Origin of the sequence: Oscillatoria sp. HE19RPO, from assembly GCF_024220515.1 — a bacterium.
Classification (GTDB): Bacteria; Cyanobacteriota; Cyanobacteriia; order Cyanobacteriales; family Laspinemataceae; genus Laspinema.
The window spans coordinates 1-15,530 of sequence record NZ_JAMXOT010000161.1; the positions used below are offsets into that span (position 1 = coordinate 1).

Below are 15,530 nucleotides of genomic sequence, written 5' to 3' on the forward strand. Positions count from 1 at the left end.
GGCGGTTCGTTTGTATTAAAGACGGGAGGTAAATCGTTTTGAACCGTTAAGGTAAATCCTTGTGCTGCACCCAAGGAACCATCGTTAACGCCAACGACAACTTGATGAGTGCCAAAAGTGGGAGAATCCCAACGCAGTTCGCCAGTATTGACATCCAAAGTCATCCCATTGGGAACGGAGATGGGTTGATAGATTAAAGCATCATTATCTGTATCGGTTGCTTCAATTTGATAGCGGTAAGGGACACCAGTGGCGGCGAAATATTTGGCGGTGGAGGTAATGACGGGTGGGTGGTTAATGGCATCTGAACCGACTTCTATGGTGTAGGTTTGGCGGTTGGTACTTCCTTGGGTGTCGGTAAGATTTTGACCTACCTAATTTAAAAATTTATATCAAAGACTAACCTTACCCCACACGTACCATCTATAAGATCTTTTGACGGCATTCTCATTGCAGACATACACCAAACCCACTCCTCATCTTGCCAAGGCCAAAAAATAGACCCTCCTCCTCTAACAACATAGCTTCCCTGTTCTTTTGGAGAATTTTTCTCATAACTAAATCGATATTCATCCTCACACCATTCTCCAGTAAATATTCCATATAAGCCAAACAGATTTGGGGTTAATTTTGTTAAATCATAGAAATTATTATTCAACAATGGAAACAAATATTGGTCTTCTATTAATTTATCCCCAAAATTAAATAATGTTTTTGTGGTGGCTCGACAAACATATTCCCATTCTTGTTCGTATGGTAACCGAAAGCCAATGTCTGCCAGTAATTTTTTTGCCTGTTCTCTAGTCAAGTATGCCGGATAATAGGTAAAATCCTTTTTTGTTCTTTTTATATTAAATAATTTCCAATATAAATTATTTAATATAGGATGAATTGATATTAAAAAAGATTTAACTGTAACAGGAGTAACCGGGCGCATTTCATTGAGGTTGGCAGGAATTGGATTGCATATATTTTTGGCTTGTCTTTCTTCCTCTTCGCTAAAACCCATGTTAAATGTACCCCCAAAAATGTATTTAAAGATTAAGCCAGTTTTAGAATTTATGAAAGTTGGCAATAAATTATTATGACTGGGCATTTCTAATAATTCAAAATCTTGCTCTAAAAGACTCAAAATCTCTAATGTCAAATTTTGGCGACTTTTTAAATCAAGTTGAAAATAATTTTCTAAATTTATATCCATCCTAACCTCTATTCAACTAACTAAGGTGTGTGGATCCAACGCTTATCTTGGCGATCGCATTAATTTGACTGTCAAGCAAGCGGTTATGTCCTTCATTATTGTGCGATTATACACCGCTAGTCAATACCCTCACACTCGTCACCAAACTGGATGAACGACTTGGCGGTAACGGAGTTTTAAACTGACCATTCTCAACAACCGGCGTCGGTGAGCCATTAATCATTGTAATCCCTTCCTGGTGTTATAGAAAAAAACCCTTGTGGCGATGACATCTTCTGAGCCTGAACGTACTCCTAGCAACTCATTCCCACCCTGAATCCTAAACACAACTGGCGCGGACCACAACAGGAAGCCCCTATTTTCCAGGGAAAAGTATGCCTCCTTCTTTTGAGGCGATCGCCTCACATCACCCCTTATTCCCCGTAAATGTGACCCCTTGTACAAAATAGCGATTAAAAAACGCATAAATCGCTAAAGCGGGTAACGTAAATACCATCGAAGCGGCCATGATATAGTTCCAATAACTGATATATTGACCCTTAAACGTATTTAACCCCAACGGTAAGGTAAACATATCCTGACTCGATACCACAATTAACGGCATGAAAAAATTATTCCAGCTTCCCATAAAAATAAAAATAGCTTGAGCAGCTAAAGCCGGTTTTGCTAACGGCATCACCACTTTCCAAAAGGTTTGCCATCGATTTAAGCCATCTAATGCCGCCGCTTCCTCCAGTTCCTTCGGGAAATTTACAAAGAACTGACGCATCATAAAAATAAACGTTGCATTGACCATACTGGGGACAATTAACCCTTGGTAAGTATTCAACCATCCCAAAGATTTTAAAATTAAAAATGTGGGAATTAACGTGATTTGTCCCGGAATCATTAACACGGCTAAAATCATCCCAAACACAATCCGATTTCCCCGAAAGGGAATCCGGGCTAGGGCATAGCCTGCCATTGAATTAAAGACAATATTAAACCCCGTCACGCACACTGCTACAAAGGCACTATTGAACAACCATCGCCCAAATAGGCGTTCTCGGGTAAAGATGGCTTGGTAGTTCTCTAGGGTGAAATTCTGGGGAATAAAATTCATGCCCCCTTCGACAATTTCTGCTAAGGGTTTAAAGGAGGCGGACATTGCCCAAGCAAAGGGAATAAAGGTAACGATCGCATACAGAATTAAGAATCCATACAGCAGCGCTTTTAATCCAGAAATTCGCTTCATTTTCCGTGAGTCTCCTGTGATGACAATTACTGAGGGACATCTTCTTTAAACAGATACCGTTGCACCAGGGTCGCTAAGACGATCGCCGTTGCTAATAAGAGGGCTAAGGCAGCAGCATATCCCATCTCTAAACTCTTAAACGCATACTGATAAATCAACAACACCACCGTCAAAGTAGAATTATTGGGGCCGCCGGACCCTCCCGAAAAAATATAGGATTGGTCAAACAGTTGAAACGTCCCAATAATGCCCATGACAATGATAAAAAAGGTCACAGGTTTGAGTAAAGGCAAGGTAATATTCACAAAGCGATCGCAACCATTCGCCCCATCAATTTTGGCCGCTTCATAGAGAGACTCCGGAATATCCTGCAACGCTGCCAAATAAATCACCATGAAAAAAGGAGCACTGGCCCAAATATTCATAATCATAATCGATTTCAGGGCAATATTTGGGTCTCCCAACCAATTGTAAGTGGGTAAACCAAACCCCTCTAAAAAATGATTGAGTAGTCCATCGGCATTGTAAATCCACATAAAAATCAGGGTTAACACCGCTGATGAAGTAATCGTCGGCAGGAAAAACACCACCCGAAACAGGTTTTTTCCGCGAATTTGGGCATTGAGAACCAAAGCTAACATCAAGGCAATGAACGTCTGGATGGGAACGACGATCGCCACATATTCAGCCGTATTTTTAAGGGCAATCCACACCCGTCCATCATCCACCAATCGGGTGAAATTCCGCAGGTGAACAAACCGATAGCTCATTTCTCCTAAAATCTCAACTTTGTGAAATGAGAGGAAAATCGCATACAAAATCGGCAACCCTAAAAACACCCCTAAAATCATTAAAGCCGGGGTCATAAACAGATAACCGGATAGGGAAGAGGAAAAGCGAAAATTTCGAGGTTTTTTAGACCGAGAAACCTCTGGATTCAAAGAAGAAGCTGGCATAGAAATGAGTGGGGTACGGGTCATAATAGTACGTCTCAATCAATTTGAAACTGTTTCAACTGTTTCAACTGTTTCAAAGGAGTGGGAGCATCTTGCTCCCTAATAGCCGTAGGAAGCAAGATGCTCCCACTCCTTCATTCTCTGTTTCTTATCTCTTAGCCCGCGCAGGCGGGCTATAGCCCTATCGGGCATGGCTCCGCTAACGTCCGTATAGCCCCACCCTTTAGGGTGCGGGTTTTCACCAAATAATCCCGGATTTAATATCAATACAAACTCGCTTTAATCTCCTGATTGGCAGTCGCTTGGGCTTTTTTCATCGCCTCTGCTAAAGATTGTTCCCCTAATAAAGCACTGAGAAACTGATTATTAAAATTCTGGTTAATCAGGGACAAATTTTCTCCCGCTTGCCAGAGAGTAGCATAGTCAGCACCGGCGACAAAGGGCGCATAAAGCGGATTATTGAGATAGCCAAATTCGGCCAAAACTGATTTGCGGGTAGGTAAAATTAATCCCCCACTCGCCCATGCCTTCATGCCTTCTTTTCCGGTTAAATAAGAAATCAATTCCCAGGCTTCCTCTTTGTGGGTGGATTGTTTATTCATGACATAAGCAACCGTAAATGCCATTGTCCCTTTTTTGCCGTTAATGGTAGGGACGGGAGCAATGGCAAAAGAAATCCGAGGAAAGGTTTCTTGCAGGTAAGGAATAGCCCAATTGCCATCAAGAACCATCGCGGCTTTTCCCTGTCCAAACATTTCACTGACGTTACTTGCGCCGGTATCGGAGGGGATGCCTGCGGTGCGCGCTTGTTGATATTGTTCGATAACCGGGGCGAGTCCTTTTAAGGCTTTGGGTTGAGCAAATGCTGCGAAGCCTTTGCGATCGACAAATTGCCCGCCAAAGGCATGAATTACAAAGGCTTGACGGGTTAATTCGGGAACCATGCCATAGCCATAGCGTTGAATCCGGCGATCGCGATTGCGCCTGACGGTTAATTTTTCAGAATACTCCTGTAATTGCGCCCAAGTTTTGGGCGGTTCACTTAACCCCGCTTCCTGGAAAAATTCGGTATTGTAATAGAGCGCTAGGGTGGAGAAATCTTTGGGTAATCCGTAGATTTTGCCCTCATATTTGAAGGCATTGAGCATCGCCGGTTGAAAATCTTTGAGGTCAAATTCTGGGGTGATATAGCGGTTCAGGGGTTCTAATACGCCTCGATGCATTAGTAAGGGTGCTTCTAGGGTATCTAAATAAAAGATATCCGGAGCCGCATCCCCAATTAATCGGGTTTTGATGACATCAGAATACTGATCCGTAATCACTTCATACCGGACTTTAATATGAGGGTGGGTGGCTTCAAAATCCCGGAGTAGCTGTTCGAGAAGCTGTTTTTCTACGGGACTACTTTGCCACCCACTGAGGGTGAGGGTGGTGATATTTTCACTGGGGGAACTGCCGCAGGCGGTGATGCTGAAAACCAGGAGCAGGACGATCGCCCACTGGCACAAAAGCCGATAAAGTTTTGACATAAATCCTGCTCTCATACGGAATCCGGTTTTCAAAGTCTATAAAAACCGGCACCCTCAAGGGTGGGGCTATACGGACAAAGCCTGCCTGCGCTTTGCTTCGAGAGAAAAACGACTTTTTATACCCGGATTTGCTCTCGGGTAAAGCTGGGCCGTCCTGAATGTAATAGCCGATACTTTTTTATTATGCCCGTTATGAATGAGAATTTAACCGGGGCTTAAACCAAAAATTTGCAAGGTTGTCAAGTATCTGGCGGAGGCTTTGGCTGCGCGGTTCTTGGAGGAACAGCAAGGGAAGCAGGGCTAACAGTCGCAAGAGCGCGGATAAGGCAAATAAGCCGACGAATCCGCCAAAGGCAGATTGGGTGGCGATAAATCCGCCTAGGGTGGTGCCGAGGGCACCGGCTAATCCGCTAACGGCAGCAGCGATCGCAAAATAACTGGAAGGCTGTCTGGCGGGGGCAATTTCCATTTGGATATTGCTGCCACACAGATCCACTGCCGCCCAAGTTGCGCCGGTAATTAGGTGCAACAGGGGCAATCCGACCCATAACAGCACCCCGTGGGTTCCTGTTGCCAACCAGAGTAGCGGGGTGATGGCGACGAGGATACCGACGAAGAGTAAGAGGGGACGATTTCCGAGGCGATCGGCTAATTTTCCCCAAATCGGCAGCATCAGCAAGTTGGCACCGGCAGCGAGGCTGTTGTAGAGGGTCACCCAACTCACATCAATGTCTAAATCTTTGAGTAAATAAAGGTTGAAAAAGGGGGCGCTGAGGTTGACGGCAAACATCCATCCGCCAAAATACAGCAGAAACATCCGGAAATTTTTATCTTTTAGGAAACTCGGCAGGGCGATCGCCCGTGGGGGAGTGGGTTCAGGATTGGGGAGACTTCCGCTATCACTACCCCAAATTTGGGGGTTAACATCCGCCATCAAAAATTGGAAGCATAAGCTAATGATGCCAGCAGCGATCGCCACACACAAGATAATCCCATAGCCTTCAATGGTCCCCCCGTTCCATTGGGACACGATTACCCCCAAAATTGGCATTGCCAGCAAATTGGTGAGATTGGCGGCACTGTTGCGGAGTCCAAAGTAACGACCCCGGAGGCGATCGGGGACTAATGCCGCCATCCAACTCACCCAGGAGGGACTCCCGAACGCCCCTAAAATATGGGTGAGGGCGACGACTGCCAGGGTTCCCAGAATTAGATTATGAGCTTGCCGGGGATCCACGAGAAACCAGCCAATTCCCAGGAGTAGAAACAGCCACAGCAGGCGGGAAATGCTGAAAATCGAGAGGGTGTACCAGTGACGACTCGTGGTGCGATCGCCGAGATAGGCCCCCACAGGTTGCAGAAAATTCATCAGCATCGGGATCGCTGCCAGGAATCCGATTTCCACGTTACTCGCGCCGAGATCCAGCAAAAAATTACTCAGCAAGACCCCCCCAGTGGCGCAGGAGAAAAAGGTGGCAAACACCCCATCCAGGGTAGAAGCGTGTAAGCTGTTGCGAATCGCCGGTTTAGAGCGTTTCCCGTTGGGAAGAACCAGGGAATTCTCGGAAAGGTATTCGGAAAATAGAGGCTTTCTGAGGGGAAAGGCGATCGTCAGTTTACTCTGAGTCATAGCAGATTTAGGGAATTTTAATCTGTTGTTGGAATCACTGAAATGGTTAGAGTCTAAAAAAAAATGGCGGAAAATGCCAATCCGACTGGAGAGGGAAATTTGGTCGAGGTTATACCAAATCCGGTTGGTAAAAGTCGGTTTTCCCTTTTAGCCCGCGCAGGCGGGCTTCGTCCGTATAGCCCCACCCTTCAGGGTGCGGGTTTTTACAGACCTTTGACAACCGGATTCCGTATTAGGTAGATAGGAGGATTCTGGATTCCGACTTCCCCCTCACCCAGACAAGAAACCGGGTTTCTACCCAATTGTTTGCTAATGAAGCAAAATTGAGAAAGAAGAAACCCGGTTTCTAACTATTCTGTGATTTCAGATTAAACGGTTGAGGCAATTCCTACAGTTGACCCAGGCGATCGCCTACCACACTATCGCGCCGGACTTCATATTCTGGAGAGGACTGGGGGTCTAATTCCCAGCGTTCCTCATCTCGTTCTGACAACTCGTCGCGAACGCCTAACGGTTGGCGATCGTCCTGTTCCACTCCGGCTGCTTTACCGATTTGCTCCACAATATTTTGGTCCGGAGTTGGTGCCGTTCCCCCGACTGCTTCATCCCCAACATTCTGAGCTTCGGACCATGCCGCATCCACATCCCCACCCGTTAATTCGGGACTGGTATGGGTGTATTGCTTCATCTTATTTTCCATGCTCCGACCTCCAATATTCGCGCCAGGGCGATTTGCTATTCCGGTTCCCAAAGATTCAGTTTCTGCTTGGGACAAATCGTCTACGCTGCCCTCTTCGCGGGACATTTTTTTCAATTTTTCTTGTTTATTTTTAGTCATAATTATCCCTTTAATATCAGCAAAGCTTGAGAGATTTTTTTATTGCAAATCAATCTCCGCCAGTTTTGGAGTTGAGTTTTACCGTTATCAAACCCCAAACTAACTTTTTCTACTTTTATAAATCCTAGCTGATTTCCAGGGAGTTAACTTCTACCCAAGGACATATTTTATCAACCCTTTGGCAGCATAAAGTCCTAAAATAACCGGATACTCCCTTCACTCAGCCATCGGGAAACTGCCAACAGGCAATATGCTCGACATCGCGACTGCCACAGGATTTACAAGGAACATCAGTAAAGGAATCAACCCATTCTTCCCCACAGTTACGACAGTGACAAAAAATATTGTGGCGGTTAGCTTCATTGAGTCGCACCTGCCACTCTTTGAGTTCATTATCATTCAAGGGCCGAGAAATTTCTGTCATGGCTGCTATCCCCAATTAGTTTGTTTCGTATTATAGGCGATCGGTTGTCAAAGTTTATAAAAACCCGCAGGCTTAAGCCTGGGGCTATACGGACAAAGCCCGCCTGCGCGGGCTACTCTATCAAAATGATTTTTTATAGCCGGATTTAGTATTATACGCGCTCATTCAGCAAGTTTAAAAAGGTTTGATACACGGCTTCAACTTCTTGAAAATAGAGTGTTTCATTGGCAGATTTGGAGATAAAAAATAGATTAAAACAAGGCATCACGCAGGTTTCTGATTCTAGGGTATCGGGAGTTAGGACCACTTGCACGGGATTTTGGGGTAACCTAGCATTGGTCAAATCGGCCACAGTTTTTAGCTGTTCAAATAAGGAATGATATTCAGGCAAATCCCGGGGAAGAATACCCACATATCGAGGGCGCATCTGTGATTTTGAGGTGGACAAATGCCCTTGACAACTGGAATAGGTGATGCAGTTTAATTTGAGAATTAAGGCAATGGTTAAATCTCGGACACCGGGTTCGATAGATTTTTTAAACTTGCGATGGTATTTAGATAAAATTGGGGAATCCGCACAAGCGGCAGTCCCATCGGTGTTGATATTGCCGAGGGGACTTTCCCGAAAGGTTTCGGCGGAATTTTCTTCGACAAAGCGATCGTCCCAGGAGGCGATAAATTCTTGCAATCCACTAAAATAAGTCATAATTTAAGTTGTTTCTATCAAAAATTAAATTTTAAAGCCAATAATTAGTTAAAAAACGGAGAAAGGAATATCAGACGCTATCACTCCTAAAGACTTGCCGAAATAATTGAGACTCGCTATATTAGAGTCAGGTATCCAGATATTGGACCATTGCTCCGCCATGACTTCTCCACTTTCCCCCCATCATCGCATTTTTCAATATCGCCTTGCTTTATTCATCAGTATAGCAATACTCGTCCCCTTCGGTTTGTTTACCAAATTTTATCGCGGTCCGGGTCAATCCTGGTTAAATAATTCATTTGGCGGGATTCCCTACGAAATATTTTGGATTCTGCTTGTAGTTTTAATTTGGCCAAAAGTTTCTGCAAAATGGGCGGCAATCGCTGTTTTAATGACTACTTGTATTTTAGAATTCCTCCAACTTTGGCATCCCCCCTTCTTACAAGCCATTCGCGCCACATTGCCGGGACGATTGGTATTAGGGACAACCTTTATTTGGTCGGATTTTCCCTATTATTTTATCGGATGTTTTTTCGGATGGTTGTGGGTCAAAGCGCTTCAGCATTATACCCTGAGATATAAAATTAATAGCAGCATAAAATAAAGAACGAATAGCAACAATTTTCAATCAGGCTTGACCCCCATATAATTTCCTAGTTATTACCCGTAAATGTAGAGGCGATTCGCGAATCGCCTCTACATTTCGGTTGAAAATTCAAGATAAGCGTCAGTTTTGTTTTATTAAGCAACCCGGTTTTTTATCTGTTGTTGTTAGGACCAGAAACCGGGTTTCTTGCCTTGATTTTTGGCAAGTTACCGAACTTTTTAGAAGAAACCCGGTTTCTAACCTCTGTTGTACCAACGCCCTAGCTTTATCCAAAGACGACGGTGCGATCGCCATAAACCAGAACTCGATTTTGCAAATGCAGACGCACCGCCCTCGCTAACACCATCCGTTCTAAATCTTTGCCTTTTCTAATTAAATCCGTCACCTCATCTCGATGGCTGACTCGGACCACATCTTGCTCAATAATTGGCCCTGCATCAAGGTCTGCGGTGACATAATGTGCCGTTGCACCAATAATTTTAACCCCCCGTTTATAGGCTTGATGATAAGGTTTTGCTCCCGCAAAAGCAGGCAAAAATGAATGGTGAATATTAATCACCGTCGGAAATTTTTGGACAAAATCTCCGGTGAGTACCTGCATATATTTGGCCAAAACTACTACATCAATGTTATACTGTTTAAGGAGTTCAATTTGTTTGGCTTCTTGGCTAATTTTGTTGTCTTTGGTAATGGGAAGACAGTGGAAATCGGCCCCAAATTGTTGAGCAATTTCTTCGAGGTCCGGATGGTTGCTGATAATTAAGGGAATGGAAGAATGAAATTCTTTCGCCTTTTGCCGCCACAGCAAATCGAGTAAGCAATGATCTTGCCGACTCACCCAAATGGAGAGACGCGGGATGGTGTCGGAAAAATGCAGTTGCCAATTGGCATCGAGGGGGTCGGCAATGGTTTCTTTGAAGGTAGAGGCGATCGCCTCCCGGGGTAAATCAAACCCATCCAGTTGCCACTCAATTCGGGTCAAAAATAATCCAGCGGCAAAATCTGTATGATGATCCGCATGAATAATATTCCCATTATGGGAATAAATAAAATTGGCGATCGTCGCCACTAATCCCCGGCGATCGGGACAAGAAACGAGTAAGGTTGCAGTTGGACTGGTCATTGGTTAATACACTCTGAATATTGGAGTAACGTGAAATAGGATTGACGCATTATCAGCGGAGGGACCCCACCCTAACCCTCCCCTTGCCAAGGGGAGGGGACAAGAGGGGATAATACCAAATCCGGAGTTCAAAAGTCGTTTTTACTCTTCAGCCCGCGCAGGCGGGCTTTGTCCTGTGAGCCTCCAGGCTTGAGCCTGCGGGTTTTTACCGGAGGTGGCGGGAGTTTTATTCGGGTTCTATGGGTTCTGGTTCTTGGGAAGGGTCGGGAATGGGGGGTTGCTGATTCTCTCCTTCTTGGGGTAAAGGTTCAGGAACAATCCGATTTTGTTCGATACTTTCTTCGGGAGTTTGAATCCATTCTTCTAGAGGGCGATCGACTGCATTTTCTAAGTTGGTTGAGAGTAATAACACAGGTTGAGCAATGAGACTCCCTCGGCGGGGATCGACTTGAGCGTACAGATTGCTGCCGGTAAAGTCACGATTACCTACGACCAATTGATACGTTTCTCCGGTTCTGAGGGTAATGTCAATGGTTGCCTGGGGGTTTTCTAACCCGTAATCTCTAATTTGTTGGGGGGTGGCGCTTAAAACCCGCTCGCTTTTTCCTCTGACTAATTCATTCAACAAAAAGGCCACATACGCTTCATTGGCAGGATAAGTCGCGGGAATAGCAGGGGTCGCGGGAGCAGTTTCTGTGGTTTCTGTGGTTTCTGTGGTTTCTGGGGTTTCCACCGGATTAGGTGTAGTTTCGATGACTTCCATAATCCAGAGGGGTTCGCCCGGTTCTCTACTTTCTGCGATCGCCCCCCGTTGAAAGCGCAATGTTCTTTCCTTTGTTGTCAGCACAAAAGATTTTACCTGCTCTTCTTGAAAGGTAAAAATTTGCTTCTGATTTTCCTGGGCCGCTTCCTGGGATGGCACGACATTCACCTCGTAGAAGTAAACCGCACCTGTGAAGCTGACTGCCAGGAATAACAGCAGTAAAGTAGACCGTTGAAATTTCATCTTTTTTGTCGTTTACTCTTGCGATCTAACGTCGTTTCCACCACAAAATTGCGGCAGTCAGCAATCCAAATAAGGGTAAAAATCCCACAGCAGCCCCCCCTAACTGTTTAGCTTGTTGGGGAGTCATCGAGATCCGACGATTCAGAACTGCTTTAGGACGAATGGACAGGGTTTGCTCATTTTGCTTGCTTAACCAGCTTACAGAATTGAGGAAAACATCTCCATTTAATTGCAATTGAAAGTTCCCATCAATCGCAAATTCTGAGTTACCAATCACCACCAGTCGAGCTTCCCTTCGGGTCGTTTCTTCGTCCGTTTCTGCTTCTGGAGTTGCTGTTTCTGGAGTGGTTGCTTCTGGAGTAGCTGCTTCTGGAGTTGCTGTTTCTGGAGTTGCTGCTTCTGGAGTCGTTGCTTCGTCCGTTGCTGCATCGGGAGTTGTTTCTTCCTCCGTTGCTGCTTCTGGAGTTGTTTCTTCCTCCGTTGCTGCTTCTGGAGTTGGTGTTTCTGGAGTTGGACTGTCCGTGGCGATCGCTTTTGTCTTGGCAACTCCCAAGGGGAGGGGTCCGGGGCGATCGCTTTGCGGATCGAACTTCAGATCCGGATCTTCGGGAGTGGACTCCGCCCAACTTTGCTCCCCAGTTAGCAGCAGAGGGGTACTCTCGACCCCCTCCACATCACTGATCAGCAGGGGACGCGCTAAGGGATAGAAGGAATAACCCCCTTGAAAGTCGCGGACGATCGGATGATCGCCATAATTAGTAATTAAAGGGGCCGCAGGGCCTAATCCGACCAATCCACCACTGCCAGAACTATCGATCGCAATGGTTTGATCCAGATCGATTCCCCACTCTTTCAGCAGGGGATCTAACCCAGGATTCGTATCCGGGTCGATCGCCGCAAATATACTCCCACCTTGTTGCAGATAAGCTTGTAAGGCTTGGACTTCCCGTGGAAATAAGGGTTGTTGGGGTCCAGCAATCACCACCACTGAGGCATCGGGGGGGACCCGAGGCAATCGGGCCAAATTCAGGGGTTCTACCAGAAAATTTTTGTCCTGCAAGCTGGTAACCGCTTGAGCGATCGCACCTCGTAGTCCCGCTTCTAAAGGGCGTTCTCCATGACCTTGGAGCACATATACCTTGTAACTGCGATCGCTCGTAAACTGCTCTAAACTACTCGTCAGTCTAGCTTCCGAGAGGGAGGAAACCGAACTCACCGTCTGCACAAATTGCTGCCTTGTGCCATCCTCCGATGCCAAATAAACCTCGCCAAAACTTTGAACCCCAAATTGACGCGCCACCGTGGGTTGTCGTGAAGGATCTACATATTGAAAATCAAACAGATTGGGCGCTTGGCGGCGATAATTTTCTAGTAATTCCAAATCCCCGCGTTCCGGTTCCCCCGCAAACACCCAAACTTTCACAGGTTGAGGCAAATTTCTTACCAATTGTTGGCTTTGCGGGGCCAGGGTAAAGCGCTGATTTTCTGTTAAATCAAACCGTTCTGTATAGCGAACCCCTAGAAAATTAATTAGCCCTAAAATTACTAGAACGGATACCGTTGCCACAAAGGCATTCGTCCCCGCTTGTGCCGATCGCGGATTCCATCCACCCTCAGCATTCGTCAGCATCCATACCAGCCATAACAATAGGACAGTGACACCGGCAATCACCAGTCCACTGGTCACAGGTTGCCATCCCGTCATCAGTCCAGGAATGGCCCCGCCAATCGTCAGGAACAGTCCCAAAAAGACGGCATATTTAAAATACTTGGTCAAGCCTCTGGGCTTTTTTTCAATGGTTTTCATGGTTAGGGAGAAGCAATCAACTGTTGTATTAGCGGGAGTTTTTTCTGTTTATTCTCTGAGTAAAAGCGAGTCAATTATGCCGTATTCACTTCCCTCTTTTCCTTTAAAAATTGAGAAAATACCAGAAAGTAATCGAGCCACTCTTAGGGTTGAAATCAGAAAGGTTAACGGGAGCATCTCTATTTGGCCTCAAAGGGGAATTTATACGTCTTGCTCCCCCTTCCCTCGTAGGGAAGGGGGCTGGGGGGTTAGGTCTCTTGGACAAATTGAGATGCTCCCGAGGTTAACTCCGTTGGAAGCGCAAAGCATCAATAGACTGAGCAGTGAGAAAAATTCCCAAAACCCCATAACTGCCTAATAAAATGATACTACTCGTATCCAACGTACCGCGAATCAGGTTAGTGTAATGGTTAAGAATCGATAAATGCTCTAAAACACTGCCGACAGGTCCGCCAATGGCTTGAGCAACCACATCGATCGCCCAGAGAAATAGCACCAATACAAAGGTGAGGATAGCCGCTAAAATTGTACTATCGGTCAAAGAAGAAATAAACATTCCCACAGAAAGGACCGCAGTTGCTAACAAAATTAAGCCAAAATGGGCCAACAAGGGAACTGCCAGAGGCATCGGAGGAGTAGCCGCATTCAGGGCGATGAGTTGCAGGACCAGTAACGGCAAAATCATCGTGATATAAAACGTCACGACTCCGAGGAGTTTGCCCGTTGCTACCGCCCAGTTTGTGATGGGAGAAGTTGCTAATAACTCCAGGGTTCCACGCTTACGTTCTTCCGCATACAGTCCCATCGACAACATCGGCAGGATGAATAACGAGAGGGAACCCAGGGTTTGCAAAAATTGTTGTAAGAATTCGTAAGGGACATCGAAGGGCGGAATCTGAATTCCCATTTGTTGTCCTTGGGCATCCATCATGGCCACTTGTTGAATCAAGCCCTGATCGCCGAGTAACATGGCGAAAAAAAATAAACCGGAAATAAACCAAAAAAATCCGGCAATTAAATAGGGTAAAGGGGAGATAAAATAACTCTGTAGCTCTTTGCGATAAATAGCCACAATATTGGCAACAATCGTTCCCATTTAGTTTTCTTCTCCTTCTTTTTCTTGTTCTTGTTCTGTTTCTTGTTCGGTTTCGGGTTCTTCAATCACCTCAGCATCTGCGATCGCCTCTTCATCGGTTTCCGGAGACACCGATCCCCCCGAAAGCAGCAAATCGGACTCCGCATCTGACTCCGTAATGGTTTCCTCCGTCGTCAGTTGCAGAAACAGATCTTCCAGACTCGCTTGGGTGCGTCGCATCTCATGCACCCGAAATCCGGTTGTCACCAACTGAGTAATCATTTCGGGACCCGGTTCCGTCCCCGGTTCTGCGATCGCCCGAATCTTGCGCCGAGAAGGGGGCAATTTCTGATCCGAGACCCATTCGACCGATCGCACTCCCGGCAATTCTTCCAGGGCCTTTAACAAGTACACCCGATCTTCAAACTCCGCCCGATCATCTGCCATCTCCCCTTCCAATTCATAGGAACTCCCCCCCGTGAGTTGCACCATCAACTCATCCGGGGAACCCGTCGCCACCACTTGACCTCGATTAATAATCGCCACGCGGCTACAGGTCATGCTGACTTCGGGCAAAATATGGGTAGATAAAATAATCGTATGGTCTCCCGCCAAACTTTTAATCAGATTCCGCACCTCAATGATTTGGCGGGGGTCCAAACCCACCGTCGGTTCATCCAAAATAATCACCGGGGGGTCATGGACGATCGCCTGAGCAATTCCCACCCGTTGGCGAAACCCCTTAGACAGCTTGCGAATCAGAACCGATCGCTTTTCTTCCAGATTGCAACGCTTGAGCGCCCAATTCACCCGTTCTGGGCGGTCTCCAGGGCGTACTTGTTTCAGTCGCGCCACAAAATGCAAAAATCCCTCCACCGTCATATCGGGATATAACGGAGGCGTCTCCGGCAGATAACCAATCCGTTGCCGCACTGCCATTGAATCTTCATGGACCTCATAACCTGCCACCTTGGCGGTCCCACTATTGGCCGGTAAATACCCCGCCAAAATCCGCATCGTCGTGGTTTTGCCTGCACCATTAGGACCCAGAAATCCTAAAATTTCCCCAGGCTCCACCGTAAAGGTGACATCCTGAATGGCTGGTGTCGAGCCATAAATTTTGCTCAGATGCTCAACTTCAATCATGAACGGATATTCTGCGCGTTTTTTCTAACCAATGATTAATGATAGACAAGATATTGCCCATCGGGAACAACCCCACCCCAACCGGAGGACTGGATACTTATGGACCTCATCGCCAATTGCTCGGGGTTTTAATCCGCTTCAAGAAGACCGGCAGCAGATTTACCCTGGGTTTAAACCCTAGCCCTGTCAAGGTGTATTGATTTGTAGGGGCGCAATGCTTGCGCCCTCCGGAGGGCGCAAGCATTGCG

General features: G+C 46.2%; 16 protein-coding genes. 2 read left to right on the forward strand and 14 right to left on the reverse strand.

From position 1 onward, the window contains the following. The 9 genes from NG833_RS30970 to NG833_RS15375 all read right to left on the reverse strand — a co-directional run. The coding region (locus tag NG833_RS30970; RefSeq protein WP_375293914.1) for a putative Ig domain-containing protein at positions 1-320 on the reverse strand (320 nt) is incomplete at its 3' end. 59 nt (positions 321-379) lie between these two features. Then, complete coding sequence (locus NG833_RS15340) at positions 380-1,201, reverse strand: SUMF1/EgtB/PvdO family nonheme iron enzyme (protein WP_254566157.1); 822 nt, start codon at positions 1,199-1,201, stop codon at positions 380-382. A 406-nt stretch (positions 1,202-1,607) separates the two neighbouring features. After that, positions 1,608-2,435 carry a carbohydrate ABC transporter permease gene (locus tag NG833_RS15345; protein WP_254566158.1) on the reverse strand — a complete coding sequence of 276 codons (828 nt, stop codon included), beginning with the start codon at positions 2,433-2,435 and terminating at the stop codon, positions 1,608-1,610. 26 nt (positions 2,436-2,461) lie between these two features. Continuing rightward, the gene (locus NG833_RS15350) at positions 2,462-3,391 is read right to left on the reverse strand and encodes a carbohydrate ABC transporter permease (protein WP_254566159.1); all 930 of its coding nucleotides are present in this window, start codon (positions 3,389-3,391) and stop codon (positions 2,462-2,464) included. Between the two features lie 263 nt (positions 3,392-3,654). Continuing rightward, complete coding sequence (locus NG833_RS15355; RefSeq protein WP_254566160.1) at positions 3,655-4,920, reverse strand: ABC transporter substrate-binding protein; 1,266 nt, start codon at positions 4,918-4,920, stop codon at positions 3,655-3,657. A 190-nt stretch (positions 4,921-5,110) separates the two neighbouring features. Further along, positions 5,111-6,550 (reverse strand): MFS transporter, encoded by a 1,440-nt coding sequence (locus tag NG833_RS15360; RefSeq protein ID WP_254566161.1) that lies wholly within the window; start codon positions 6,548-6,550, stop codon positions 5,111-5,113. 388 nt (positions 6,551-6,938) lie between these two features. Then, positions 6,939-7,388, reverse strand: coding sequence for a DUF6335 family protein (locus NG833_RS15365; RefSeq protein WP_254566162.1), 450 nt, complete (start codon positions 7,386-7,388; stop codon positions 6,939-6,941). 220 nt (positions 7,389-7,608) lie between these two features. Beyond that, on the reverse strand, positions 7,609-7,812 hold the full coding sequence (locus tag NG833_RS15370; RefSeq protein WP_254566163.1) for a hydrogenase maturation nickel metallochaperone HypA: 204 nt from the start codon (positions 7,810-7,812) through the stop codon (positions 7,609-7,611). 151 nt (positions 7,813-7,963) lie between these two features. Further along, complete coding sequence (locus NG833_RS15375) at positions 7,964-8,518, reverse strand: hypothetical protein (RefSeq protein WP_254566164.1); 555 nt, start codon at positions 8,516-8,518, stop codon at positions 7,964-7,966. 160 nt (positions 8,519-8,678) lie between these two features. Here NG833_RS15375 and NG833_RS15380 point away from each other — a divergent pair, with 160 nt between their 5' ends. Next, positions 8,679-9,122, forward strand: a complete 444-nt coding sequence (locus tag NG833_RS15380; RefSeq protein WP_254566165.1) for a DUF2809 domain-containing protein — start codon at positions 8,679-8,681, stop codon at positions 9,120-9,122. Between the two features lie 268 nt (positions 9,123-9,390). On the opposite strand, the gene purU is transcribed toward NG833_RS15380, so the two are convergent. The 5 genes from purU to NG833_RS15405 form a co-directional block, all read right to left on the reverse strand. After that, entirely contained in the window at positions 9,391-10,248 is an 858-nt protein-coding gene (purU, locus tag NG833_RS15385; RefSeq protein ID WP_254566166.1) for a formyltetrahydrofolate deformylase, read from the reverse strand. A 226-nt stretch (positions 10,249-10,474) separates the two neighbouring features. Then, positions 10,475-11,254: a DUF4340 domain-containing protein gene (locus tag NG833_RS15390; protein ID WP_254566167.1), complete on the reverse strand. Its 780-nt coding sequence runs from the start codon at positions 11,252-11,254 to the stop codon at positions 10,475-10,477. Between the two features lie 25 nt (positions 11,255-11,279). Then, a complete protein-coding gene (locus NG833_RS15395; protein ID WP_254566168.1) occupies positions 11,280-13,061 on the reverse strand; it encodes a Gldg family protein in 1,782 nt (593 codons plus the stop codon). A 283-nt stretch (positions 13,062-13,344) separates the two neighbouring features. Continuing rightward, positions 13,345-14,157, reverse strand: coding sequence for an ABC transporter permease (locus tag NG833_RS15400; RefSeq protein WP_254566169.1), 813 nt, complete (start codon positions 14,155-14,157; stop codon positions 13,345-13,347). Continuing rightward, on the reverse strand, positions 14,158-15,282 hold the full coding sequence (locus tag NG833_RS15405) for an ABC transporter ATP-binding protein (protein WP_254566170.1): 1,125 nt from the start codon (positions 15,280-15,282) through the stop codon (positions 14,158-14,160). A 31-nt stretch (positions 15,283-15,313) separates the two neighbouring features. Here NG833_RS15405 and NG833_RS15410 point away from each other — a divergent pair, with 31 nt between their 5' ends. Further along, positions 15,314-15,463: a hypothetical protein gene (locus NG833_RS15410; protein WP_254566171.1), complete on the forward strand. Its 150-nt coding sequence runs from the start codon at positions 15,314-15,316 to the stop codon at positions 15,461-15,463. The last annotated feature ends 67 nt before the right edge of the window (positions 15,464-15,530 follow it).